The 23,923-nt window shown below is 35.8% G+C and carries 27 protein-coding genes and 1 pseudogene; 17 read left to right on the forward strand and 11 right to left on the reverse strand.

The annotated features are described in order from the left end of the window. Positions 1-11 precede the first annotated feature (11 nt). Together MY533_RS09935 and MY533_RS09940 are read left to right on the forward strand one after the other, a co-directional pair. Positions 12-497, forward strand: a complete 486-nt coding sequence (locus MY533_RS09935) for a GNAT family N-acetyltransferase (RefSeq protein ID WP_248718989.1) — start codon at positions 12-14, stop codon at positions 495-497. 127 nt (positions 498-624) lie between these two features. Then, positions 625-1,089: a hypothetical protein gene (locus MY533_RS09940; protein WP_248718990.1), complete on the forward strand. Its 465-nt coding sequence runs from the start codon at positions 625-627 to the stop codon at positions 1,087-1,089. A gap of 242 nt (positions 1,090-1,331) precedes the next feature. Here MY533_RS09940 and MY533_RS09945 read toward each other — a convergent pair whose 3' ends face one another. The 3 genes from MY533_RS09945 to MY533_RS09955 all read right to left on the reverse strand — a co-directional run bounded on the left by MY533_RS09945 (position 1,332) and on the right by MY533_RS09955 (position 3,646). Then, a complete protein-coding gene (locus tag MY533_RS09945) occupies positions 1,332-2,531 on the reverse strand; it encodes an MFS transporter (RefSeq protein ID WP_248718991.1) in 1,200 nt (399 codons plus the stop codon). Beyond that, positions 2,521-3,009 (reverse strand): MarR family transcriptional regulator, encoded by a 489-nt coding sequence (locus MY533_RS09950; RefSeq protein ID WP_248718992.1) that lies wholly within the window; start codon positions 3,007-3,009, stop codon positions 2,521-2,523. The genes MY533_RS09945 and MY533_RS09950 overlap by 11 nt, the downstream gene beginning before the upstream one ends. 289 nt (positions 3,010-3,298) lie before the next feature. After that, positions 3,299-3,646: a hypothetical protein gene (locus MY533_RS09955; RefSeq protein WP_248718993.1), complete on the reverse strand. Its 348-nt coding sequence runs from the start codon at positions 3,644-3,646 to the stop codon at positions 3,299-3,301. Between the two features lie 315 nt (positions 3,647-3,961). Here MY533_RS09955 and MY533_RS09960 point away from each other — a divergent pair, with 315 nt between their 5' ends. The 4 genes from MY533_RS09960 (at position 3,962) to MY533_RS09975 (ending at position 6,283) form a co-directional block, all read left to right on the forward strand. Beyond that, the gene (locus MY533_RS09960; protein ID WP_248718994.1) at positions 3,962-4,471 is read left to right on the forward strand and encodes a hypothetical protein; all 510 of its coding nucleotides are present in this window, start codon (positions 3,962-3,964) and stop codon (positions 4,469-4,471) included. A gap of 328 nt (positions 4,472-4,799) precedes the next feature. Continuing rightward, positions 4,800-4,940: a hypothetical protein gene (locus MY533_RS09965; protein ID WP_248718995.1), complete on the forward strand. Its 141-nt coding sequence runs from the start codon at positions 4,800-4,802 to the stop codon at positions 4,938-4,940. A 79-nt stretch (positions 4,941-5,019) separates the two neighbouring features. Further along, positions 5,020-5,805: a lipid II flippase Amj family protein gene (locus MY533_RS09970; RefSeq protein ID WP_305884029.1), complete on the forward strand. Its 786-nt coding sequence runs from the start codon at positions 5,020-5,022 to the stop codon at positions 5,803-5,805. A 118-nt stretch (positions 5,806-5,923) separates the two neighbouring features. Then, positions 5,924-6,283 (forward strand): hypothetical protein, encoded by a 360-nt coding sequence (locus MY533_RS09975; RefSeq protein WP_248718997.1) that lies wholly within the window; start codon positions 5,924-5,926, stop codon positions 6,281-6,283. Between the two features lie 585 nt (positions 6,284-6,868). Here MY533_RS09975 and MY533_RS09980 read toward each other — a convergent pair. Both MY533_RS09980 and MY533_RS09985 read right to left on the reverse strand, forming a co-directional pair. Further along, a complete protein-coding gene (locus MY533_RS09980) occupies positions 6,869-7,333 on the reverse strand; it encodes a hypothetical protein (RefSeq protein ID WP_248718998.1) in 465 nt (154 codons plus the stop codon). A 130-nt stretch (positions 7,334-7,463) separates the two neighbouring features. Continuing rightward, on the reverse strand, positions 7,464-7,604 hold the full coding sequence (locus MY533_RS09985; RefSeq protein ID WP_198516187.1) for an aspartyl-phosphate phosphatase Spo0E family protein: 141 nt from the start codon (positions 7,602-7,604) through the stop codon (positions 7,464-7,466). Between the two features lie 557 nt (positions 7,605-8,161). Between MY533_RS09985 and MY533_RS09990 the strand changes: the two genes are divergently transcribed. Together MY533_RS09990 and MY533_RS09995 are read left to right on the forward strand one after the other, a co-directional pair. After that, positions 8,162-8,788, forward strand: coding sequence for a hypothetical protein (locus MY533_RS09990; protein ID WP_248718999.1), 627 nt, complete (start codon positions 8,162-8,164; stop codon positions 8,786-8,788). Between the two features lie 225 nt (positions 8,789-9,013). Next, positions 9,014-9,256, forward strand: a complete 243-nt coding sequence (locus MY533_RS09995; RefSeq protein WP_248719000.1) for a hypothetical protein — start codon at positions 9,014-9,016, stop codon at positions 9,254-9,256. A gap of 162 nt (positions 9,257-9,418) precedes the next feature. Here MY533_RS09995 and MY533_RS10000 read toward each other — a convergent pair whose 3' ends face one another. Together MY533_RS10000 and MY533_RS10005 are read right to left on the reverse strand one after the other, a co-directional pair. Next, positions 9,419-9,973, reverse strand: coding sequence for a GNAT family N-acetyltransferase (locus tag MY533_RS10000; protein WP_248719001.1), 555 nt, complete (start codon positions 9,971-9,973; stop codon positions 9,419-9,421). A gap of 393 nt (positions 9,974-10,366) precedes the next feature. Beyond that, positions 10,367-10,817 (reverse strand): annotated as a pseudogene (locus MY533_RS10005) (transposase); the annotation flags it as partial. 890 nt (positions 10,818-11,707) lie between these two features. Here MY533_RS10005 and MY533_RS10010 point away from each other — a divergent pair. Both MY533_RS10010 and MY533_RS10015 read left to right on the forward strand, forming a co-directional pair. Then, positions 11,708-12,202, forward strand: a complete 495-nt coding sequence (locus MY533_RS10010) for a GNAT family N-acetyltransferase (protein ID WP_248719002.1) — start codon at positions 11,708-11,710, stop codon at positions 12,200-12,202. Positions 12,203-12,270: 68 nt separating this feature from the next. After that, on the forward strand, positions 12,271-12,690 hold the full coding sequence (locus MY533_RS10015) for a GNAT family N-acetyltransferase (protein ID WP_248719003.1): 420 nt from the start codon (positions 12,271-12,273) through the stop codon (positions 12,688-12,690). A gap of 54 nt (positions 12,691-12,744) precedes the next feature. On the opposite strand, the gene MY533_RS10020 is transcribed toward MY533_RS10015, so the two are convergent. Continuing rightward, entirely contained in the window at positions 12,745-13,482 is a 738-nt protein-coding gene (locus tag MY533_RS10020) for a class I SAM-dependent methyltransferase (RefSeq protein WP_248719004.1), read from the reverse strand. A gap of 331 nt (positions 13,483-13,813) precedes the next feature. Between MY533_RS10020 and ccsB the strand changes: the two genes are divergently transcribed. Next, the gene (gene ccsB / locus MY533_RS10025) at positions 13,814-14,983 is read left to right on the forward strand and encodes a c-type cytochrome biogenesis protein CcsB (protein WP_248719005.1); all 1,170 of its coding nucleotides are present in this window, start codon (positions 13,814-13,816) and stop codon (positions 14,981-14,983) included. Between the two features lie 359 nt (positions 14,984-15,342). Here the strand turns inward: ccsB and MY533_RS10030 are convergent, their stop codons facing one another. The 3 genes from MY533_RS10030 to MY533_RS10040 form a co-directional block, all read right to left on the reverse strand. After that, the gene (locus tag MY533_RS10030) at positions 15,343-15,543 is read right to left on the reverse strand and encodes a cold-shock protein (protein ID WP_053592785.1); all 201 of its coding nucleotides are present in this window, start codon (positions 15,541-15,543) and stop codon (positions 15,343-15,345) included. A gap of 218 nt (positions 15,544-15,761) precedes the next feature. Then, positions 15,762-16,388, reverse strand: a complete 627-nt coding sequence (locus MY533_RS10035; protein WP_132358131.1) for a response regulator transcription factor — start codon at positions 16,386-16,388, stop codon at positions 15,762-15,764. After that, entirely contained in the window at positions 16,381-18,573 is a 2,193-nt protein-coding gene (locus MY533_RS10040; protein ID WP_248719006.1) for a sensor histidine kinase, read from the reverse strand. Before MY533_RS10040 ends, MY533_RS10035 begins: the two co-directional genes overlap by 8 nt. Before the next feature lie 207 nt (positions 18,574-18,780). Here MY533_RS10040 and MY533_RS10045 point away from each other — a divergent pair, with 207 nt between their 5' ends. The 6 genes from MY533_RS10045 (at position 18,781) to MY533_RS10070 (ending at position 23,731) form a co-directional block, all read left to right on the forward strand. Further along, positions 18,781-19,701, forward strand: a complete 921-nt coding sequence (locus tag MY533_RS10045; RefSeq protein WP_248719007.1) for a hypothetical protein — start codon at positions 18,781-18,783, stop codon at positions 19,699-19,701. A gap of 73 nt (positions 19,702-19,774) precedes the next feature. Beyond that, positions 19,775-20,752 (forward strand): thymidylate synthase, encoded by a 978-nt coding sequence (locus tag MY533_RS10050; RefSeq protein WP_248719008.1) that lies wholly within the window; start codon positions 19,775-19,777, stop codon positions 20,750-20,752. A 1,296-nt stretch (positions 20,753-22,048) separates the two neighbouring features. Beyond that, positions 22,049-22,249, forward strand: coding sequence for a hypothetical protein (locus MY533_RS10055; protein ID WP_132358123.1), 201 nt, complete (start codon positions 22,049-22,051; stop codon positions 22,247-22,249). Between the two features lie 45 nt (positions 22,250-22,294). Then, complete coding sequence (locus tag MY533_RS10060; protein ID WP_142507970.1) at positions 22,295-22,501, forward strand: thymidylate synthase; 207 nt, start codon at positions 22,295-22,297, stop codon at positions 22,499-22,501. Between the two features lie 113 nt (positions 22,502-22,614). Next, entirely contained in the window at positions 22,615-23,025 is a 411-nt protein-coding gene (locus MY533_RS10065) for an Rrf2 family transcriptional regulator (RefSeq protein WP_248719009.1), read from the forward strand. 76 nt (positions 23,026-23,101) lie between these two features. Further along, the gene (locus MY533_RS10070; protein ID WP_132358117.1) at positions 23,102-23,731 is read left to right on the forward strand and encodes an NAD(P)-dependent oxidoreductase; all 630 of its coding nucleotides are present in this window, start codon (positions 23,102-23,104) and stop codon (positions 23,729-23,731) included. Positions 23,732-23,923 lie beyond the last annotated feature (192 nt).

Here is a 23,923-nt window from a genome sequence, read left to right on the forward strand (position 1 = left end):
GAGAATAGTAGATGACAGTAATTCCAATTCAGCAATTAGATCAAAATAATGTGTTACAGTTTTTTAAAGAGCATTGGGGAAGTACAGAAATGGTTATTTCCAGTGGGATATATGACTGTAGTAAATTAGATGGCTTTGCCTATGTAGATGAACAAAACATGCTGTTTGGTCTCGTGACGTATATCATTCGTGATAAAGAATGTGAAATAATTTCCCTTGATAGTATTGTGGAGGGAAAGGGGAATGGTTCATTGCTTGTGCAAGCTGTTGAACAGCATGCATTCGAACATGGTTGCACAATGATTACGCTCATTACGACAAATGATAATTTGCAAGCGTTAAAATTTTACCAAAAAAGAGGCTATCAGTTAGTCGAAATCATACAAAACGCAGTTGAGCAAGCAAGAGCATATAAACCTGAAATTCCTTTACTCGGCAATGATGGGATTCCGATACGTGATGAAATACGATTAGTAAAGCAATCTGGCATATCATGAGTCAGGTTGTTTTTTCTCTATGTGAAGAAGTTGATAGGTAAAGAAAAATTCCCACTGTTTATTTTCGAGGTTTCATCACCTACGATTTCTCGTTATACTTATGGGGAGTAAGAAAGTGAGGAATGAAATGAAAAAATTATTATTTGTTTTATTATTGAGTGTTCTAGTAGTGGGAGCGGCCTTTATCATTTATTTAAAAAGCAATCCACCACTTGTCATGAATAGTTATACGAATTCTACAGATGGTTCAACTACAAAGATCGTAGAAATAGAGAATAAAGGACTACGTGACATAAAGCTTCGGCAAATACTCATCGACAATAAAGTGGCTGAAAATGTTGAGCTCGTCGTGAGTAAGTCGGAACCGTTTGAAGCCGAAACGAAGCTAGTAGGTAATCCGAATATTACATATCATAAATTAAGGCAAGTAAATATTTTTCCAAGCCAATACATAGATCGCAAGGCAATCGGAAAGCAGCCGCAGCATTATGCAATGAAGGTTGATGCACCTAAAATAAAAAAAATCACGATTAAGTATGAGTATTTAAAAATGCCATTTACTTTAACGGCTGAGTTACAAGCTACTAAATAGAATGCAACTATAATCAGCGGGGTTTTATTTTCTAGAAAAGTGCAAGAAATCAACGTTTCTAAAAGTGATTTCTTGCGCTTTTTAAGGTTTTGATCAGTTTTGTCTTTACCTTATTGAAGCTGGTTGTTTTTAATAAAGATTGATAATTTGTAATAAAGTTTGATAAAAATCGATATTAAGATTGTGAAGTGAAAACTAGTAAGACAACAGATATTAAATATATCCGTTGTCTTTTTGTTTGTTTATGAAGCACTCCTGCTATGAAATTTTTTATAAGTTAGTATGGAAACCAAGAGCAGTAAAACACCAAATAGCACAAATAAAGCAGAACTAGACAGTACATAATATAATGCGGGGGACATTCCACCAAGCGCCATACCTAAATAACGGACGAAGTTAAAAACGCCTAAAGCTGTTCCTCGATGCTCGCTGTACTCATTGCTAATAAGCGTCGAGAAAAGGGGGGCGGAAAATCCAACGATAATTCCATAACTAAATAAGATAATGCATAACCCCACAAGTGATCGAGTGTGAAATACACCAAATAGTATGACCTGCAAAGGCATAACCATTAACAGTAAGATAAACAAAGTATTTAAGGATATTTTTTTCTGCAACCTTTTAAATAACATACTTCCGACAATCATGCTGACTGTCAAAGGTAAATATAATAATCCAATGAACTGTAAATTTACATGATAATGATCATGGAGCAAGACAGGCAGATAGACAAGAATAGCAAAATAGATGAAAAATACTAAAAAGCTAATGATCATAATACTTGTTCCAATGTAATGGGAAAAGACTGCCTTATATGCATGGATAAATCCTTTGGATGGTATTTTGTCGGTTTCATTCTGTTTTTCACTTGGCAGTAGATAAACAATGAACATCAGCAAGGAAACTGCCATGATCAAAAGAAAAAGAAAAATTCCCTCATAACCAAAAAACTCTCCAATAAAACCTCCAACTACAGGTGAAACAGCTGGTGCAAGGGTAAGCAGTATTTGATACGTTCCCATGGCACTTCCTCTTGCTTCACCTTCAAATAACTGTGCAATCATACTGATTGCAATTAAAGGGATTATCCCGGCCCCGATTGCCTGAATCATTCTAAACAGCGTAAACAACGTAAAACTGTTGGTGTAAGCACAAAAGACTGCTGATACGCCCATCAAAAAAAAACTAATGAGCAATAATCTTTTTTTATTTTGATGTTCAACCACAGTTCCCAGAACAATTTGGATCACCGCAATAATAAAGATAAAGCTACTGACCGTAAAATTTACCCAGCTGATGGATACTTCAAATGAATCCCGAATAAGGGGAATGATCGGTGTATAGATGTTCTGGCTTAAAGAAGCAAAAAACGTGCTAATACTCAAGGCATATAAGATAAACGATTTTTTTGCGCTACACTCTTTTGCATATTTAGTCTCCAAATGGAACGTCATCACCTTTAAGTTTGTCAGTAAGCATTTCTAAAAAAGTGATAATGGTTTCTAACTCGTCGGTATTGAAACTATCCAATAGTCGCAGGTATTGATTTCTTGCCTTCTCATGCAACTGATCGTGGATAGAGGCAAGTTGCTTTCCTAAATCAGTAAGGAGATAGTGAACTTCTTTTTGATTGGTCTCCTGTCTCGTCTCGACAATAACATTCTTCTCTAGCATTTTTTTGATTGCCTTTGTAATGGCTGGCTTGGAGACGTTTAACGTTTCCGAAAGGGATGTATTATTCGCAGTTCCCTGCGCGTTGATGGCAGAAACAATGTGTAATTGAGTAAGCGTCCAATCCATAACAATGGAGTTTTCCTCATTTTTTTTACGGAAGCTTTTCCTCTTTTGGACGGCTTCTCTTTCTTTGATAAATTGTTGTAAAGCATTTAACGCTTCCATCTTTTTGTCTATATGATTCATAATGTATCACCTAACTTTTCATGTTTTTGTTAACCGGTTAATAAAAATAGTTTACCGGGTAACAAAAAGTGTGTCAAGTGTAAATTAACTGATAAACAATCAGGCGGAATGGTTTAATAAATGTCGATGTTTTCTTAAGCTTTTTTTGGGGAGATGAGATTATTTTCGTGGCTATTAAAGAAAGCCAATGTTTTGATCATCAAACTTCAAAACGTTGGCTTTTTTATATACAGTGAAATCAAGCGTTTAGCGTGATTTTTAATCAAACTTTATTATAGTTCAACATTTATCACTTTCTTTTTTTTATTTGTAAATTGCCCTTATTAAACATAACGAGTCCATTAAATCGCTCATAAAAACCATATAGCGGATATAACAGTCCAAGGAATATGATAAAGGAAGGTATTTTTTCGATAACAGGGATTAAGCTTGATAGGAAAGATCTTAATGTTTCTGTTAAGAAAATAAATAAAGGAATGATAGCAATCGTACCAATTAATAGAAATGGGGTTACTTTTGTCTCTTTTAATTTAACGTGGCAATGTGGACATTCCATAGTAAATGGTGATGAAAAATCCTCAAAGTCTTCAAGCGTTATTGCTTCTTGACAGTCTGGACAAGGTATAGATGTTCTCATAAATAAATCTCCTTAAAAACGAATTCCCTTTAGTATAGTTGAGAATACTTCCAAAAGTAAGCGGGAAATATTGAGTTGAGAAGTTGGAAATTCAAAGAAAAAGAAAAGGGTCGGGTTCCATAAAACTTTGCTGGGGAAGTCCACTGGACCGTTAAAGAGGGATAAAGCTTTGATTGCTAATAAGCTATATACTCGTTTTATGTCTTATCATTTATGCCCGTGTCATTTCATAAGATTGTTTGATGAAAAAATACTAATACTACTAAAACATGATAATCTAATAGTAACATTCATTGAAATGTTAGGAGGGACTTAATGGGGTTTGTCGTCATCGGCATAGTACTTGTTATTTGTATTTTTACTGTGATTTTAGTGGTTATTAGGAAGCATTCAAACGGGGATATTAACCTGGAAGTTACAGCTGATTGTGAAGGAAAAAATCAATTAGATCAAGCTATTATAAAGATATATTTTACATTTTCGATAGGCAAACTGGCACATCGTAAAAAAGAAATAATGGGCAGTATTGATTGGTCAAAAGGATGGATGCCTGTTTGCTATAATTTGAAGGAAAATGGACTCTATAAGGACGAAAAATTACTCCCTGCTACAAATGAGAAAACGTATACAACCTTCGAAATCAACGCTACAAATGCGATAGATCCTCTGGGACGAGGTGAGGGGTATGTTGTATTAAAATTAGAGGACCCTATTTCTTCAGATAAATCCAGCGCAGGTGTGATTCTTGTAGTAACAGCCAATATGGTGACCTATCAGCTGTCTGATTCAACTAGCTGGAATAATGACTTTGCAATCAATCATTAAATAATAAAAAAGCTATTCGTTAGGATTAAAGTACCTAATGAATAGCTTTTATGTTTGGTAGGGTAATAATGAAACCTATTCAAGTTAATTTCGTAGAATATTAAAAGGAAGGAGTGTAATAGTCATTGAAGAGTAATTATACAAATATGCTGCTGTGGTTCAAAAGCACATCGCTATCTCAATCTATGGCAATCAGTTAGATGAAAACAAGCATTAGATGAATTAATTGCAATATATTTAACTGAGGAAAGTTGCGACGACTCAAATAAATTTAATATAAGGAACGATACATATCCATGCCGATGTGAAAAGTTCTTAGAGGAAAAAATTGGATTTTCGAATTCGTATGGATGAGGAGTCAGATGATAAGGAGTTGTTAAGAAGTAAAATGCAAACGCTTTCTCTATCAGCGACAACTCCTCGTGAAGAATCGGAAGTATATGTACGAGATTGGCTCAAACATTACTAAAAATAAAACAAGAGTGAATACCAATCATCAACCGAAAAGAAGGGAATAGGTTTTGGATATTTTGACAGATAAATTAATAATGATTGGTTTGTTTATTCTCATCATTCACTCGATAGAGACACTTGCGTATGCAGTGCGATTATCGGGTGCACGTGTAAAATTATTAGCCTCAGCATTATCATTGTTCAATGTCATGGTCATGTTTTCAAGGCTAGCAAACATGATGCAGCAGCCTTTTACCGGAAGTCTGACTGACACAGCACCAAAGGAAAACACATTGGCATTTGTGGAACAGCAATTCCGTATTCTTATTGGCGCAGCTTCATTAGGTACATTGGTAGGTATTCTGCTATTGCCAACATTTGTAGCGATATTTTCAAGGGCTATTATTCATTTGTCTGAGGAAAGAGGCTCCATTCCAGCATTATTCAAAAAGGGTTTTAGTATTGACTATCTCAAACGGGGAATAAAACATATTCATTTGCCAAGCTTTTCTTATTTAAAGGAGATTAGCTGGCGTAGCATTCCCATTAAATTATTTATCGTGAATGTCATTATAACGGCCATCTATACAATTGGTGTCTTGTCTGCACTTTACGCCTCTTTATTAGTTCCTGAAAGATCGAATACTGCTGTGATGTCATCAGGACTTATTAATGGTATAGCGACAATGTTACTCATTATATTTATTGACCCTAAGATCTCCATTTTGGCAGATGATGTGATCAATCAAAGAGGCAGCTACTTAAGTCTTAAACGAGCATCTGTAATGATGATGGCATCAAGACTGCTAGGCACATTTTTGGCACAGCTATTATTTCTACCAGGAGCAAAATATATTGCTTGGTTTACGCAATTCATGTAAGGGGGATTTACATTGATGATAATTATTCAAGCCTAACAGCTTTTTCTTTGAATTAAGAAGGATAGAGTGAAGTTGATATTAGTAAGATAACTTTCAAAGAAAGGAAAATCGATATTTAATGAAAAAATTATGCTTCCTAATTTTAATGATGTTTGTGTTAGTTGCTTGTAGTACGAATCAACAACAAGAGATCCATTACATAGCGAAAAGTGAGCACTGGAAGGCCGTATATCATAGTAATACCGACGAGGGCTTACAACTTTTCTATCTTGGGGAAGAGGGAGATTTAGGTGGTTTAGAAATAACGATAGAAGGGTCTAAAGAATCGCAAAATTATATTGACTACCAAGTAAATAAGGATAAACAGTTAATCTTAAAGAAAAAAGAAAGTGCGAAAATATTTAAAAAGGATGCTGCCCCAACCATTCACATTAAGTGGCAGTCTCACAATGAGACGTTAGAAGTACGAAGTGGATGAAAACTTAGTATAGAGAATGAGGGGAGCGAAAAGAAGATGAGCTCTGTGATATATACCTTCGCTTGAACACAGACAGTGCTAAAAATAGAATATGCAGCAAGTACATGGTTGTTACACAAAAAGAATATTAATTGAGCATTATGGGATCGTGGCACCTCAACAAGTAAAAGATATACACTAAGAATATGTACAGCATAAAGTGGAAGCTTACAAAATGAACAAATCCGTGTAAGTATTGACGATCGACATGGAAATAAAATTTGTGAAACTCAAATGAAAAAATACTTTATATTTTAGTGCTTAGTAATAAAGAAATGGATCGTCAACATGTCACTGTTCCGTAAATATGGGTAGCAAGCATTAATTGAAAAACCATTGCAACAGCAAAAGCAAAGGGAATTAAACAATTTAGCTCGCCTTTAGAGGGAAGTCATAACCCTCTAAAGGCGAGCTAAAAATATGAAATAAATGTTGTGATATTTGTTTTTTGTAAAATTTACTTAAAAATGTTGGTTTTTTCTTAGATTTTGCTACTATTAATCAATTTTCAAGCATACAATAAATTAAACAACAAACGAAATAGATTTAATTGGCGCTGTTCTTTTGATAATTACTTTCTCCTAAAAGGATAGTTTGTGTCTCAGCGTCAATGACTAGGTATTTATGATAAGTCTCCTGATTATTTTGCTTAAAGGATGCTAAAAAATATACTTGTCGATTGGGATGAATAAAAGTATGTTGAGAGAGGTCTATTTTTTTACGTATAAAATTTGTTTTTAGATGAAATGTTTCTTCAGCCTTCGGTACGTCCTTAAAGGCTATTTTTTGACGAATGTTTAAGGTAGCATCGTTATATTCCTCATAGATTGTCCTGTCTAATTGATGGTAAAAATCATTCTTAGTACGAAATGTCTGATATTGATTATTAGGATATTTATAAGATGTAGTTCCAGAAGATTTGCAAAGAATCGGTGCTGAATTTTCTACTGAATCTTGAGGCTGCTGTAGTAAAAAGCTTGAAACGACCAATGATAATAAAAACATCTGCATTTTTCGGCCTCCTTTTCCTGTCATAAAGAAGATATCCCATTTTTATGTTATTTATACGTATCTTTACAACAACAATAGGAAATGGTGTGTTTTAAACCGGAACCTACTATACAGATTATCGGAAATAGTTTTAGCTAGCTTTGTTGATCGCTTTTGAATATTTATTTAGTAGGACATCTAATTCTTGACTACAATCTACCACGCTAGGATGGGTAAAACCTAAATCCATAGCCTTTTTATACATATCTTTCCTTTTATTTTCAATCTCCATCTTCAAGAATTGTTTAAACGATATCTTAACCAAAATCTTTTCCCCCTATAATTTTTTCTTCATATTCTTGAAATACATTGACCTCGATTCAACTTTTTCATTGTATCTCACCTAAAATGAAAAATATGTCACATTGTGTATAGGTTGAGAAATTCGTAATTTAGTCATAGAAAAATATATTCATAATTATATAGTCGAAAAATAAGAAAATCCAGTGCTGAGTATTTTAGTCTATATATATTTCCTTTTATTGTATTAATAATATATTTAATTACCCATCACATTAAAATGTTACGGTTTTTTTTTGGCCGTATTCAAGAATAGGCAAAGATTGAAAATTAATAGATTTGCTCCTTTTTTACTATTGAAAACTATGTCGATATTTATTGAAATTTTAATGCATTTCGTATCTTGTCACAATTTATCAAATAACCTTCTTTGTTGTTTGTTATTGAGGAGATTTCATGTTGGTTAATCATGTTGAGAATTTTCGAAATAAATGGAATGATGGGTGAATAGAGTTTGCATAATTGCTATGATAGGGGAGGTTTATGGTGTTGAAGTTAAGGTTGCCATTATTAAGTATTATGATCGTTACTAGTTTAATGCTATTAGCATGTTCAGAAGAGAAAAGAAAAGCAGGAGAATCTTCAGAATCAACAGTGGTTACTAATGATTCGGTTCAACACGTGGAACAATCAAAACAAACGCTTCCAACTATCGATAAGCATTATGATTTTACATATTTAGAGAAATTACCGGAGGAAAAAAGAGCGTTATATGAAGACTTCTTGAAGAAAGGAAATATTAATAGTCTAAAGACTTTTACCCCAGAGGAAATAGTGTTAATTATGATGAATTTAATATTTGAGCATAATTTTGATAAACTCTATGCTATTACTTACAATAACAATGAGCTACCAGATAAAGAAACCTTTATAGCAGAATATATAGATTATTTATTAGATGAGGATATTCAAAATTATTTAATGTACAGATACTACGATAGTATTTCTTTGAATAAGGATTCTAGCACTGAAAGTATAGCAATTGTTCAATTAGAGATAATTTTTGGAAGCTCGCACTACGGTAAGACATATGCCTTATTAAGAGAGGATGGTATGTGGAAGGTTGACCTATACAATTATATAAAAGAAAAGAAGGCAAAGTCTGAAGAAAACTAGAGGGAACTACAAGGACTACCCTATATTTTGTAAGACATTCGCATTCTCACTATAACGCTGATGAAGTCAATCGCCCGCTTTCTAGTAAAGGGTTGAGGATAGGGATCGTGTACCTAGATTATTTGAAAATAAAAATATTCATACGATATATTCAACCATATAAAAGAGCTCAAAAACATAAATTACTGATAAACGATTGATTCTTTAAAAAAAGAATATTATCTAATGGAAATATACTTGATTTTTGACGCTGCCATTCATCAAGTGAGGAGTCACTTTAATTTCGCATTTGATGGTAGAGAATCCAATAAAATTGCAAAGGAACGAGCTATTACCACCTTACAATATTATGGTCTTAATGGTGCAATATTTGGGATGTTTATTTTAATAAAACTTTCAATCCATTTTCGTGTTGGAGGGGTTGGGACAAATGTGTTTCAGCCGACAAAATACCGAACTATCCAATGAAACTCTTATGAAGGGTTTCGGAATAGTTCGGTTTTTCTAGTTATCGTGTTGTGTGAATTTAGAGATTATTCGACTTTATAAAGGATCCATTTCGGCCTCTTGGTTCATTTTATTGTGGAATATTCTTAATTTACCGAGAAAACAAAATATTTGCAACAACTATTATCCTATTTGATTCCATTCTTCTCGTAATAGACCAAATAAAATTACATCATGAAATTGACCGAAGCGGAAAATCTCATTGCGTAGAGAGCCTTCTTTTGTAAAGCCGCATTTTTCATAGGAACGAATAGCTCCTTTATTAAAGCTGAAAACTTGAAGCTTAATTTTATTAATGGAAATATAATTAAAAATAAAATGAATAAGAGTTTTCATAGCATCGGTTCCAAGCCCTTTGCCGTGCCATTGCTCGCCAATTGAGATACCTACAAAGCAAGTACTGCTTTTCCAGTTGATTCCATAGACGCCACAGGAGCCGATAAGCTCATTTGAAGACTTTTCGAATACACCGAAAATAAACTCCTCTTTTTTTCCACTAATACTTTGAAAGAATGAAGCGTGATCCTCAAAGGTGTTTGGAAAGGGAATATCGTCATTGGCAAGTAACAACGTATTTTTTTCGCTTTCGATTTTTACAAATGCCTCCAAGTCCGAAGAAGTCATTTGCTGTAAAGTAATAGATTGTCCTGTAAGAAATTCATTAAAATAATTTTCCATTTGTTTTCTCCCTTGTTCAAGGGCTGCAGTTAGAGTTTACATCCCTTGGATTATTTGGTGTATAAACAAAACATCTACTGCAATCTCTGCGCTCATATGCCCAACTCCTTTAGTTTAGCTATCATTATAGTAGCATTTTTGGTAATTAGTAGAAACAATTGTTTTTAAATGCTCATCACCATCATGTGGACTTGATTTTCCGTTCCAACTGGTGCTTTGTGCTGACGCTGCGATAGCATTAAACTTTTGCACAGAAAACATTTGCTTCGCTACAGGGAGGGCACTGAAAAACTTACGTTTTCATAAAAGCGAACCTTTCTCAGATAAAAATAAGGCATTTCTTGTTCAATTTTGAACAGGAAGTGCCTTATTTCTGTCTCTATTCCTTATTCCTTATTTATTTTCGTTTAATAGCTTTAATATCCGTTTTAAATTGACAGCGAATATCGTTGTAGCACCTTGAATTTCCATGCCAAATAGACCCGCAGTCGATGCCGTATCGTACCCGTGTCCGTTTTTAATTCACTATTCTTCGCTTCTACTTTGTAGCGATTTGCGGCTAATTGCTTAAATGCTTCCGTATTTTGAAATGCCTCTTGTTCGGCATGTGTATCCGACTTAATTGTGACAGAATATGTTTTACTTTTTGCGCCTTCTTTATAACAGCCATCTCTCATTGGACATACTTTGCATTTTTCAATGTCAAAATAATATGACTCATACTCGATCCTTTTTTGCCCGTACGTGCTTTTCTTGTCGCGAGATGACCGGCCTTACAAACAAACATTCCAGCGTCTTTATTAAACTCAAACTTGTCTTCTTCTTTTCGTGGTCCTTGTGTTAAATTAAGGGTTTCTTGATTTGAAATCATCGGGGGCACTACCTGCACATTAATTCTTTTATTATAAAGGAAAGCGTGACTAAAATAATAGTGTGATACATTGCGTTGTTTGGAGAAGCATCGCTCGACTCCTGCGGGAAAGCGAGACAGACGAGACCCCGCACGAAGCGAAGCGTAGGAGGAGGCTCGGCGCTCGCCCGCGGAAAGCGAGCGGAATGCTTCGGAAAACAACAGTAGAGTCACAGTGCCAAATGAAAAAAGCGAGGTATTCAACGATTTACTCGTTTAATACCTCGCGATGTGAGAAGATATAGACTTTTTCAGTGCCCTCGCTACAGGCGGTCTCATCTGTGACGCTAAGATCTGTTCTCAAGGAGTAGCCTAGTCTTCATTCTATTCAGCGTAAATAAATGTAATCTCTTTAGTGATGAATCTATTAATTATAGCTTTGCTAGTAGGGCGCTAATGCGTTTGGCTATCACTTCCAATTTACAAAATCGTCTATGCACCAAGTATCTCAATCTAATAGAGATTCTTAAGTAGTTCTTCTTTCGACTCACTATTGTTCATTAACGATATTAAATCCCTTGATATAAAGGACCTTTTCGTCCGCTAGTTTCGATATCGATATCTTAATCTACGAGTAAATCATACGCCGTAGAGCCGACAACATAAGCCTAACCAATTGTATTCCATTTTCGCTTTAAAGCTCTCTCTTAATTTACACCTACTCTCACAATAAAATTATAAATCATGTTAGAATACATTATATTTGTCATTTATTATAAGGTAAAATCCTCCAAATACGATTTAAAACAGAACTAAGAGCGTATTTTTGAAGGGGAGATTAGTGAGGTAGATTACTAGGATTAAAGATGTAAAGGAGAGCTTTCATGAGATTAAAATTTTATGAAGAAAAAGATGAGCATTTAATTGAACGATATACGATTACAGAGGAGCAGCTTCGCTATACGATGTCTCCGAAAGAGAGCATTGAACTAGTGATGCAGGATGAAAATCGTCATGCCGTTCTTGTATTAGATGAAGACAGGCTTGTGACATTTTTTGTATTGCATGAACATGAGGGTGTCAAGCCATATTCCTCTAACGAACAGGCGATTTTAATCCGTGCCTTTTCGACAGACTTTTATGAACAAGGGAAAGGCTATGCGAAAGCAGCATTACAACTTTTGCCGGACTTTGTTTTGACGCATTTTCCTTATATCAATGAGCTTGTGCTAGGGGTTAATTTGCCGAATACTGCTGCACAATCACTTTATAAAAAATGCGGATTTGTCGATGAAGGAAGGCTGGCGAAGGGGTTTAGGGCTGAGATTAAAGTGATGAGTTATTACATTAGTAAAAATAGTAGAGACACGCTTGATTAAAAATGCTGTACTTGTAAGAGGAAGGAATCTAATTAATTTCTCGTATATAAAAGAAATGAGGGGACAGAATGAAAGACTTGCTGGAAGCACGTATAGAGCATTTCGATGAAATTTGTGCAATTGATCAAGAAGTAATTGGAGATTTTTCGCGAAGGGACTATTTGCATACAGCTATTAATGAAAAGCGATGTATCATTCAACAAACTGAAAAAGGTATTGCGGGTTTTCTCATTTTTACAAATGATTTTTTTGACAATAGCTTCATCTCATTAGTGATTGTCAAACCAACTGAGAGAAGAAAGGGCATTGCCACAACATTATTAAACTTTTATGTGGAAATGGCAGCCACTCCAAAAATCTTTTCTTCTACTAACCAATCAAATACTAGTATGCAAAAGGTATTTGAAATGGCGGGATTTATAAAAAGTGGGTATATTGAAAACTTAGATGATGGTGATCCAGAAATTATTTTTGTGAAATTTAAGTAAAGAATAGATAAATGCAAGTCTCGTAGAAGAGTTAAGGCTACGAGACTTGAAAAGTTATTTTCTTGCTCTTATTAATAAAAACGAAGGGCTACGATGCTCTTTTTCTAAGGAAGGCAGTTTTTCAACAGCCTCTGAATCAGGAATTGGCTCTAGCATTTTTTCTATTGTTAATTCATGTTCAATCAATGTATTGATGATTGTGGAAATGCTACGGTGATATTTAACAACACCATCCACAAGCCATGGCCGCTCACGCAAACCTTCATCATGGTAATTGTCAATTGCGTAATGGCTCCTATTGCCGCTATCATCATAAAGCCAATTATCCTCCGTTGTTTTACGAGCAGTAACAATCGGATGCTCTACAGAAAAAATAAAAATGCTACCAGGACGAAGCATTCTAGCGATTTTACCAATGACTGCACTAAAATCCTTTATATAATGTAAGGAAAGAGAGCTTGTTATACAATCAAAGCTGTCAGGAGCTGCCTGATAATCTTCTATCGCTTGCAAATAATAGTCTATATGCGGATGAGCATGTTCACATTGAGCGATTGCCAGCATATTTTCTGAAACATCAATAGCTGTTACATGCTGTGAGTTATTTTCTATACAATAGTATGCAAATTGTCCCATTCCACAGCCGATATCAAGTATCTGTAAATTAGTTAAATTAGGAAGTAAGGATTTTAACGCTGGTTGTTCAAGCAAGTTATTGTAGTTATACGGTGCTTGACGGAGCTTTTTATATTGATGGTAAAATTCCGGATGGTCATATATATTTTGTTTCATGTATACCTCCACTTGTCTCACATAACGTTATGTAACATTTGCGCATATTTATTGTCACATATTAACCAAAAAAGAAATAGACTATTATTTCAATTTTTAGTAAGATGTAGGTAGAATGATGCCAACTTTTGTAATTTTCCATCTATCGGATTGTATAGATGGTTTTTTTGATATGAGGAAGTCTTTTCTGTATTTTCGCCACAAAAATGTAACAATTCCGAAAAAATAATATTATTTAAAGGGGAATGATGGCACTTATTTTCATGAATCACGTTATTTTTATTGGGAGTAATTATGCGATTTCCCAAAAAATACATTGGAGGATGTTGCATTGAGTAAAGAATCATTATTAAGTTTAAGTAGTAATTCATTGTTCGTGGCATTTATTTTACTACTAATCGCTATTATACCGATTGGACTTGCCGTAAAATCAAAAGGAAAAATGTTTGGAAAAGTCGGGCTTCTACTTACATATATTGCTTTTGCTTTACAACTAGTGTATTTCATATTAAGGTGGCTTGCTGTTGATCATGCACCTGTAAGTAATATGTATGAGTTTATGACGTTCTTTGGTATCATGCTAACTGGTAGCTATTTAATCATTCATTTTTTATATAAGCAAATTGTTGTCGGTTTGTTTACCATCCCTGTGTCATTAATTATTATCGGTTATGGAAGCGTTTTTACAAAAACGGTTTCACCACTTGTTCCATCACTGCAAAGCAATTGGTTAACGATTCATGTTATGACAGTTGCATTTTCAAGTGCTATTTTATCGATTTCGTTCGCAACCGGTATTATTTATTTATTAAGAACATTAGATGTTTCTAAATTCTCGCTTAGTGCACTCTTCTTAGAAATTGTTCTGTATTATTTAGTTGTTGTGATTGGCTTTATAATTGTTGCCACATATTGTGACATAGCGGTAGATAAAGTCGAGGTTCAATTTGAAAATAAGCTAGATAAGGTGGAAACAGCCGTTTATACGATGACACCGCTAATTGTCAATAAAGATGCAGTAACAACTAGTGGGGATCAGGTCGGCCTATTACAGATTACAAATAAGGTAGATGCGAAGAAATTAAATTCAATCGTATGGGCATTTATTGCCGGTACAATTTTATATGCAGTGATTTTCCTCATTACGAGAAAACCGTTAATTGTTTTATTAAAGCCATTAACCAATCGTGTACAACCAACATTAATGGATGAAATTACATATCGAGCTGTTGTGATAGGTTTTCCGCTGTTTGCTTTAGGTGGACTTTTGTTTGCCATGATTTGGGCACAAATTGCCTGGAGTAGGTATTGGGGCTGGGACCCTAAAGAAGTATGGGCACTTATTACATTTTTATTTTATGCAGCGTTCCTTCATTTCCGTCTTTCCAAAGGCTGGGAAGGGGAAAGGACAGCTTGGTTAGCGATTATTGGCTTTGGCATTATCGTGTTTAATCAAGTATTTGTAAATTTAATCATTGCAGGTTTACATTCTTACGCGTAAGGATGTTGTAAATGGAATTTAGTGAATATGTTGAATGGGCTAATGTTCTGTATTTCTCATGAAATACAAAATTAAGCATTGTGAGTCTCACAGGGGCGGAAAGTCAATATTTCGCATTATTTGTACATGGAATTGTCTGTAGCAACGATTGTGCTATTTTAGCTTTCATTTAAGTGGATAGCGCATTAGGGAGATATGCCTGTACCTGTATAAGGGCTAATTCTTTCTGCATTTTGGAACGTTGACTATGATATACAATCTTTCAAATTTGAAGCTGTACAAATAAAATAACCGTAAAAAAGAGACATCCATAATTTGGATGTCTCTTGGATTTTGCACTGTTTATTCTAAAGCTAAAATTAAAGCTTTACAACATTAGTTGCTTGTGGTCCGCGGTTTCCTTCTTCTACGCCAAATTCTACTTTTTGGCCTTCTTCTAAAGTTTTAAAGCCATCTGATTGAATGGCAGAGAAGTGTACGAATACATCATTTCCACCTTCTACCTCGATAAAGCCAAAACCTTTTTCCGCGTTAAACCATTTTACTGTACCTTGTGTCATGTGAACAACCTCCCAAAAAAATTAAACAATCATATTGCTTCGATCACTTGCAAAAAATCACGTATTCAAAAGCTCGTATTACTTTTGAATACGTGATTTTAACGGCTAAGATGAAGTAATGTAATTATTGTTTTTATTATATAACAGTACCCAATATTTATCCAGTATATTCCGCTTTTTGTAAGAAAAAATTTACATTAAAGCTATTTTCAATATAATTAGTTGATCCACGCCTTTTCTTTAGCGACAATGACTGCCTCAGCACGTGATTCTACGTTTAGTTTGACAAAAAGTTTGGATAAATAGTTTTCAACAGTGCGCTGCGTGACCCCAATAGCTGAAGCAATTGCTTTATTCGTACAACCTTGTGCGACAAGCTGTAATATTTCTTGCTCCTTGTCGCTTAGTAAAATCTCTTGCTGCATATTTGGTAAATTGATGCGCTGCTGTACAAAATCTAAAAAATCAGCTGCTAGCAGGATCTCGCCTCTAAGTGCGGCTTCAATGGTTTGAATAACTTGCTGTTTTGTGGCAAGCTTTGATAATAATCCATCGACCTTTTTTTCAATTAGTAATTCGTAATAATCGGAAAGCTCATAGCCTGTGTAGAGTATAATCAGTGCTTCTGGTTGCTTTTTCTTAATCATTTCCGAAAGCTGGATACCGTTGACGGGCTTCATATTTATATCGATTAAAAATAATTGAAAAGCTTGAGCGTCCATTCTAGACAGAACAGCGGCACTATCCTGCTCTGTGTCTATTTGGACATTTGTTAAATCCTGTAATAATGTTTTCGTACCATCTAAAACGACAGGATGGTCATCTACAATAAGAATATCAATCATATGATTCCACGTCCTCTTGTATTTGAATAAAAATTTGCATGCCTTCTTTTTGCCTGGAGGTTATCGTGATGTCGCCATTAAAAGCACGGACTCGTTCTCGAATTCCGTTAATACCCATTGAAGCGGAAGATTGCATTAAATCTTCAATATCGCAGCCAATGCCATTATCTTCGTATTGAAGGGTAAAGCCGCGATTGATCACTTGTAGTTTTAGTGATACTTCAGTTGCCTCAGCATGCTTAATGGCATTATTTAAAAGCTCCTGCACAAGTCGATAGACAACTAAATGTAAGGTTGCATCCTGAAATTGGACGCGTTCTATTTGGGCGTTTAATAAAAAATCGGCACGTATTTTTACCTTTTGAATGAGTTTTTTTAAGGCGATTTGTAGCCCAAATGTATCCAGTAATGGAGGGCTTAAATTCTCACAATACTCACGTAAATCCTTCGATGCATTTAGCAATTGCTCTCGAATATCTAATACCTTTTCTTTATTGATAATAGGCGCACTAGCAATTACATCTAACTCTCTCCCTAAATGAAGTTGTTCCTGTAATATAGTGTCATGTAATTCTTGCGCTAAAATACTTTTTTCCTTTTCAATGATATTCCATAATAACTTATCGAGCCAAGGAAGCTGAGTATCATTGCTATCCTTCATAAGCCTTATTTCACTTATTAAATCTTCAATGAGCTTTAAATTATCAATAAACATTGAAACATAGAGCGCAAGTAACTCTAACCAAAGAAGCTCCTCTTTTTGTAATGCATGTCGAATGGTTAACATGATTTTCTCATCACCTGAATCATGTAATAACAGGTGCGTCATGTTATCCACTAAGTTGACTTCACCGCGAGAGAATGGCGTATCTTCTGTTATTGTTGTAATCGTAAAAGCTGTAGTACCAAGCTTTTCTGTTATCTCATATTTGAATTGCTCTAGTAATTCTTGCTGATTTTTTGCCTTACCCATACGATTAACGGCAGCATATAAATTATGTACATAATTACCAGTAGATGAAAAAATAATCTTTCGATACTTAAAATCAAGCTGCTCCTTTATATAAAAACTAGCAATGATAACGAGGAATATAAGGATAAAGACGCTCGTAATTTGAATAATCGATAATGTGTCAATAATCAATATGGAAATGCCTGTTGTTAAGATTAATGCACTGAAAAAAGCAAGTGTTGAATAATAGCGCAAACGAGATAATTGATATTCAATATCGAATAATCGTTCGTTCACTTGAATGAAAATAAAAGAAAAAGGAATAAACAATAAAAATAATGCAGCTACCTCGGCATGTAAAATAGGGTTTTGACCTAAAATTTCGGGTATAACGAATAATAGTAAAAATGGCAAAAAAGGCGTAATAAATGCAATGGTGATCAGACGGATTTTTGCCAGCTTAGTTCGTAAATAACTCGTTAGTAAAATATAGATGGCATAGAGAACAAGAACAGCAAATATCGTTAAATAAATTAATGCTGTTATTACCCGAAAATCAGAATTCATTCTCATTATGAAATTACAGCAAGGTATAATTAGTAGTAATAAATAAAGCCATTTGGTATTGAGGTACGGCCATTCTAGATGTAGGTATCGGAAGTAAAATTGTAAAAAGTGAATAAAAAGTAATATGCATAATACGATACCAATACTTATTACTGCTTCTCCAATTAAATTTCCTCTACTCGAGGCCCCACAACTAATATAGGTCAAAGAACAAGTTAATAAAAATAATGTTAGTAGACTAGTTAGTTGATTATCTTTATTTTTTTGCCATAAATAGATGGCAACACCTAAAGATAGGACAAAATAAAACAGTGGAAAAATAATTTGTAAATAAAATTCTTCCGGATTATCTTTATGCTTAGCTTTAACCGAATGAAATTCACCATTCGTTTTCATAAACGTTAATTCCTTAGCACTTCTAACGATTGAATCGAGTTGGATTGAACGAATATTTTCTGCAGGAATGCCATCAATTGTCAGTAACATATCGCCTTTTTCAATGTTATTTTGCTGTGCCCATGTTGGGTAATAGAACTCAGTTATGACTGGTTTTTGGCTAGTTGTGTCCACTAAAATACCAAGTAAAGGGATTCGCATTGCCACTATGAGCACATAAATACCTAGTAGTAGGTAGGTTATGAAAATACTATAAGTCCATTTACTCATCGTTTTCTCTCAATTATTTGCATGATAATATGACCCCATTTCAATCTTAATTACTATTTATTATCCATAATTTTTGGTAACTTTGGAATACCGAAATAAGGAGTTTCGGAAAACCACTATTGCCTTTTCGGAAAAACGAAGTAGTTTTTTCGGTGTTGCCTATGATAGTTTAAATCTAGCATATGTGACGAAAAGGAGGAGCGTTGCATGAAAAAGAAAGGATTGCCAATAATCCTTTTTTTTCTAGTCGGCATAATGTCGTACCCGATGACAATAATCGCTAAGGACCTTGAGAATGATGCGGTGAAAGTTGATGTGTGCATTATTGGGGGGGACAATCGTTTTGTCTATAAAATTCCTAAGCATTTACATAAAGATACGCCGTATGCTGAGATGAAGAATAATATTGAATCTTCCTTAGAAAGTCATTGGAAGATCGGGGATGCTCGTTATGAAGCTCACCAAACAGATGTTACGTATACTTTTTCCATTAAAGATTTAATTAATGAAAAACACAATGGGCAAATGAAGGTAGCGATACCCTATACTTTTTTAGTAGGGATGTTTGGTGAAAATGATGCTATTCAATTACGCATTTTGGCAAGCAAATTAATCGACTGGGAAGCCAACTCAAAGGATTGGGCAACGCTCGGCTTTGTGGAACCGCCCACTAATTTTAGTAAGCAGGAATATGTTTACGAGGGAGCGGTTAACAACCTACTACAGCAGCGGGTCGGACATTTTAATGGCACGGTTATGAAAGGGCAAATGGTTCTACATAGTGTTATTTATTTTAGCTTTATTATTGCACAGCTTTTCGCCTGTATATTTTTATCAAGACGTTTAAAAAAGAAAATTATAGAAGATCCAGAAAACATGCATCAGTTCCGAAAACTTAACTATATGTACCAAATCATTCCGTTAATGATTATCGGTGTGCAAATTATATTTCTAGTCATGTCAGGATTATTGACTGCATTTAGTGTCTATTTTACTCCAGGGATAGATCTTTTACTGATTATCGTTCCTATTTTATTTAATATTATTTTATTACCAACGTTTTTTTTCACAATTGAGCGTGAAATCGCAAAAGAGCTAGAAAACAATTTCTTTGGCTCTGATATGTAAATATTGTTTTTATATTTGGACGTCCTAGATGTTATAATGGTCAACAGCATACATGAAGGAGCTGTTGATTAACATGGCGCATCCAGAAATCGCGTACTTAAATTTACTACAACATATATTAGAGAGTGGCGTTAAAAGGGAAGATCGAACAGGTACTGGTACATATAGTGTATTTGGCTATCAAATGCGATTTGATTTAAGCGAGGGTTTTCCTCTTTTAACGACTAAACGTGTACCATTTAAACTTGTTGCAAGTGAGCTGCTTTGGTTCATAAAAGGGGACACAAATATTCGTTATTTACTGCAAAATAATAATCATATTTGGGATGAATGGGCATTTAAAAAATGGGTTGAGTCCGATGAATATTCAGGTCCTGACATGTCAGACTTCGGTCGCCGTTGCTTAGTGGACGAGTCTTTCAATGCAGACTACAAAAAAGAGTTAGCCTCATTTTGTGAGCGCGTTTTAACAGACGATGACTTTGCACGTAAATATGGAGAACTAGGGAATGTTTATGGCAAGCAATGGCGTAATTGGACAACATCAACTGGGGAAAGCATCGATCAATTACAAGATGTAATCGATCAAATCAAACACAATCCCGATTCACGACGCATTATTGTCAATGCGTGGAATCCAGAAGATGTTATCAATGCAGGAGCAAAAGGTAGTAAAGCCGCATTACCTCCTTGTCACGTGATGTTCCAATTTTATGTCGCAAATGGAAAATTAAGCTGTCAGCTAATGCAAAGAAGCCTTGATACATTATTAGGCTGTCCATTTAATATTGCCTCATATGCATTACTGACACATTTAATTGCACATGAATGTGGTTTAGAAGTTGGCGAATTTATTCATAGCATTGGGGATGCTCATATATATTTAAATCACGTGGAGCAAGTAAAAGAACAGCTTTCGCGCGAGCCTAAGGACCTACCAACCTTAAAAATTAATCCAAATAAAACGTCAATCTTTGACATAGAACTCGAAGATCTTTCTATTGAGGGCTATGATCCACACCCGTCAATTAAAGCTCCAATTGCCGTTTAAACTGAAGCAGCAGCCATTTTGGTTGCTGTTTTTTTAAAACAAACTAACTTTACAAAGTGTGATGGGGTGACGGAAGAACTGGCGGAGTGAGGAATAGTAGCCAAAGCGAAGGGGAAGTAGAGGCGAAGTGACGGGAAGAGATCAGAGTGCGGATAGCGGAGGCGGAGTGATGGGAAGGAATCAGGGGTGAGGGATATAAGAGTCGGAGTGATGGATAGAGATCAGAGTGACGGATAGCGGAGGCGGGGTGACGTGAAGAGATCAGAGCGTCGGATAGCGGAGGTGAAGTGATGGATGGAGATCAGAGCGATGGAAAGAATAGCCCAAACGACGGAAAGAAGAGTCGAAGCGACGGAAAGCAGAGGCCGAGCGACGGAAAGAATGGCCCAAACGACGGAAAGAATGGCCCAAACGACGGATAGAAGGGTCGAAGCGACGGAAAGCAGCTGCCGAGTGACGGAAAGAGATCAGAGCGACGGAAAGAATGGCCCAAACGACGGATAGAAGGGTCGAAGTGACGGAAAGAACCAGTCGAGCGACGGAAAGCAGCTGCCGAGCGACGGAAAGAATGGCCCAAACGACGGATAGAAGGGTCGAAGTGACGGAAAGAACCAGCCGAGCGACGGAAAGCAGAGGCCAAGCGAAGGAAAGAGATCAGAGCGACGGAAAGAATGGCCCAAACGACGGATAGAAGAGTCGAAGTGACGGAAAGAACCAGCTGAGCGACGGAAAGCAGAGGCCAAGCGAAGGAAAGAGATCAGAGTGACGGAAAGAAGAGTCGAAGCGACGGATAGAAGGGCCGAAGTGACGGAAAGCAGAGGCCGAGTGACGGAAAGAGATCAGAGCGACGGAAAGAATGGCCCAAACGACGGATAGAAGAGTCGAAGTGACGGAAAGAACCAGCCGAGCGACGGAAAGCAGAGGCCAAGCGAAGGAAAGAGATCAGAGCGACGGAAAGAATGGCCCAAACGACGGATAGAAGGGTCGAAGTGACGGAAAGAACCAGTCGAGCGACGGAAAGCAGAGGCCAAGCGAAGGAAAGAGATCAGAGTGACGGAAAGAAGAGTCGAAGCAACGGAAAGCAGAAGCCGAGTGACGGAAAGAACCAGCCAAGCGACGGATAGAACTATCAAATAGCAGGATACTACCGCGAAAAGAGAAATCCTTAATTTATTTTAAACTAAATCCCTAAGCACTTTATAAGTAGGATATTTAAATTCATGAAAATTTTACCGATATAAGTTTTAATCTGGAAGTCCTAATAAAAATTTAGAGGTGAATGATGTGAGGAGATCGTTGATTTTTCAAATAGACGGAAGAGGGTGTGAGCAGCGTCTAAGGACGAAATTGCTGACCAATACTCCTCAACAACAAGAGGAATTTACTCTTCAACATGAGCTACCACACATCTCTACAAAATTAACACAGGAGCAAATACATAAAATGATGCAAGTCGTTGAGGAAATTCGCTTGAAACCTTATAAAGAAAGACTATAAATGTAAGCGCCTTCTAAGCTATAATAGCTGAGGAGGTGTTTTATTATGAACGTGATCTTTGTAGATTCGGTTTTAGGTACAGAGCTTTTGCAAATGGTGTCACACGATGTGGCGGGTATATTGGCTGCGGCACAAGGAGAGAGTGTGACGTTTCCAGTTGGTCATTTTAAGTATGAATTTCATAACTTAGACTTTTATGAGGAAGATGGAGAAATACGACAAGAATTAGTTATTTACGTAAAGCAGTTATAAATATCGTATAATACTCTCATAACGGTTAAAAATAAATACAGGTGCAAATAGAGCAATTTGCTTGTTTTTATTTAATCCTGTAACTATAATAGTTACAACGGGTGGTGATACATATGGTGAACAGTCGATATTCGGTAGCGATCCATATACTTTCGCTCATTGCAACAACATCTGATAAAAGCCAGCTGACGTCTGATTTCATCGCAGGTAGTGTCAATACAAATCCAGTTGTCGTGCGACGAATGATCGGGGTGCTTAAAAAAGCAGGCTTGCTTTCGTCACAACCAGGAATTGCAGGCTATGATCTATTAGTGGAGCCAAAAGATTTAACGCTATTAGCCATTTACCATGCGATTGATGGGCCAGAGCAGCTTTTTGCGATTCATGATGAGCCAAATCCAGCATGTGCGGTTGGTCGAAAAATCCAACGGACATTGGAGGGTGTTTATACATCTGTTTGGCATGCAATGGAAGAACAACTACAAGCACAAACTTTACAGGATGTGCTAGATCAACTTCGTTAAAATCAACGAAGTCGGTCTTTTGTATCCAACCTGTAACTTAAATGGTTACAATTGAAAAATAGGAGGAATAATAAGTATGAAAATAGCAGTAATTGGTGCAACAGGGAAAGCAGGACAAAAAATTGTAGAGGAGGCACTACAACGTGGTCATGATGTCACTGCGATTGTTCGTTCAGCTTCCAAAATAACAGCGAATATACCAGTAATTGAAAAGGATGTATTTGCATTAGCTCAAGAAGATGTGAAAGGCTTTGACGTAGTCGTAAATGCATTTGGGGCTCCTTCTGGTCAGGAGGAATTACATGTGAAAACTGGCCGTCATTTAATTGATATTTTTACTGGTATTCCTACTAAATTATTTGTTGTCGGCGGTGCGGGTAGTCTTTTTGTAGACCCTGAAAAAACTATTCGAGTAATGGATACACCAGATTTTCCAGAAATGTTTTATGCGACAGCTAAAAACCAAGGTGAAAATTTACGTGACTTACAACAATCAACTATTACTTGGACATTTTTAAGCCCTTCTGCTTTCTTTGATCCAGAGGGTCCACGTACAGGTAGCTATACAACTGGGGAAGATCATTTATTAGTAAATGCTGCTGGTGAAAGTTATGTTAGCTATGCAGATTATGCTGTTGCGGTATTAGATGAAATTGAAAATCCGCAGCATGTTAACAGTCGTTTTACAGTTTCTTCTAATCAATAACGATGCGCAATTTTCAAGCGAGTTGACTAGTTTGTGTCAACTCGCTTGAAATCTTTACTTAGTCTGTTTGAATGATGTCTACAACGTAATGTTCAATTGCTTAATCACTTCATCAAATCTTCTTTTATAAGCTGTATTTACTGGTCATTAATGTTAATAGTAACGCTTAGTTTGTGAAATTTTCATTTTCCA

The sequence above is a fragment of the Lysinibacillus sp. Ag94 genome, from assembly GCF_023242215.1.
Lineage (GTDB): Bacteria > Bacillota > Bacilli > Bacillales_A > Planococcaceae > Lysinibacillus.

Coding starts and splice junctions, on each gene's coding strand:
- MY533_RS09935 (WP_248718989.1), top strand. CDS start 12: ATGACAGTAATTCCAATTCAGCAATTAGATCAAAATAATGTGTTACAG.
- MY533_RS09940 (WP_248718990.1), top strand. CDS start 625: ATGAAAAAATTATTATTTGTTTTATTATTGAGTGTTCTAGTAGTGGGA.
- MY533_RS09950 (WP_248718992.1), bottom strand. CDS start 3,009: ATGAATCATATAGACAAAAAGATGGAAGCGTTAAATGCTTTACAACAA.
- MY533_RS09955 (WP_248718993.1), bottom strand. CDS start 3,646: ATGAGAACATCTATACCTTGTCCAGACTGTCAAGAAGCAATAACGCTT.
- MY533_RS09960 (WP_248718994.1), top strand. CDS start 3,962: ATGGGGTTTGTCGTCATCGGCATAGTACTTGTTATTTGTATTTTTACT.
- MY533_RS09970 (WP_305884029.1), top strand. CDS start 5,020: ATGATTGGTTTGTTTATTCTCATCATTCACTCGATAGAGACACTTGCG.
- MY533_RS09975 (WP_248718997.1), top strand. CDS start 5,924: ATGAAAAAATTATGCTTCCTAATTTTAATGATGTTTGTGTTAGTTGCT.
- MY533_RS09980 (WP_248718998.1), bottom strand. CDS start 7,333: ATGCAGATGTTTTTATTATCATTGGTCGTTTCAAGCTTTTTACTACAG.
- MY533_RS09985 (WP_198516187.1), bottom strand. CDS start 7,604: ATGGAGATTGAAAATAAAAGGAAAGATATGTATAAAAAGGCTATGGAT.
- MY533_RS09995 (WP_248719000.1), top strand. CDS start 9,014: ATGGAAATATACTTGATTTTTGACGCTGCCATTCATCAAGTGAGGAGT.
- MY533_RS10000 (WP_248719001.1), bottom strand. CDS start 9,973: ATGGAAAATTATTTTAATGAATTTCTTACAGGACAATCTATTACTTTA.
- MY533_RS10010 (WP_248719002.1), top strand. CDS start 11,708: ATGAGATTAAAATTTTATGAAGAAAAAGATGAGCATTTAATTGAACGA.
- MY533_RS10015 (WP_248719003.1), top strand. CDS start 12,271: ATGAAAGACTTGCTGGAAGCACGTATAGAGCATTTCGATGAAATTTGT.
- MY533_RS10020 (WP_248719004.1), bottom strand. CDS start 13,482: ATGAAACAAAATATATATGACCATCCGGAATTTTACCATCAATATAAA.
- MY533_RS10030 (WP_053592785.1), bottom strand. CDS start 15,543: ATGACACAAGGTACAGTAAAATGGTTTAACGCGGAAAAAGGTTTTGGC.
- MY533_RS10035 (WP_132358131.1), bottom strand. CDS start 16,388: ATGATTGATATTCTTATTGTAGATGACCATCCTGTCGTTTTAGATGGT.
- MY533_RS10040 (WP_248719006.1), bottom strand. CDS start 18,573: ATGAGTAAATGGACTTATAGTATTTTCATAACCTACCTACTACTAGGT.
- MY533_RS10045 (WP_248719007.1), top strand. CDS start 18,781: ATGAAAAAGAAAGGATTGCCAATAATCCTTTTTTTTCTAGTCGGCATA.
- MY533_RS10050 (WP_248719008.1), top strand. CDS start 19,775: ATGGCGCATCCAGAAATCGCGTACTTAAATTTACTACAACATATATTA.
- MY533_RS10060 (WP_142507970.1), top strand. CDS start 22,295: ATGAACGTGATCTTTGTAGATTCGGTTTTAGGTACAGAGCTTTTGCAA.
- MY533_RS10065 (WP_248719009.1), top strand. CDS start 22,615: ATGGTGAACAGTCGATATTCGGTAGCGATCCATATACTTTCGCTCATT.
- MY533_RS10070 (WP_132358117.1), top strand. CDS start 23,102: ATGAAAATAGCAGTAATTGGTGCAACAGGGAAAGCAGGACAAAAAATT.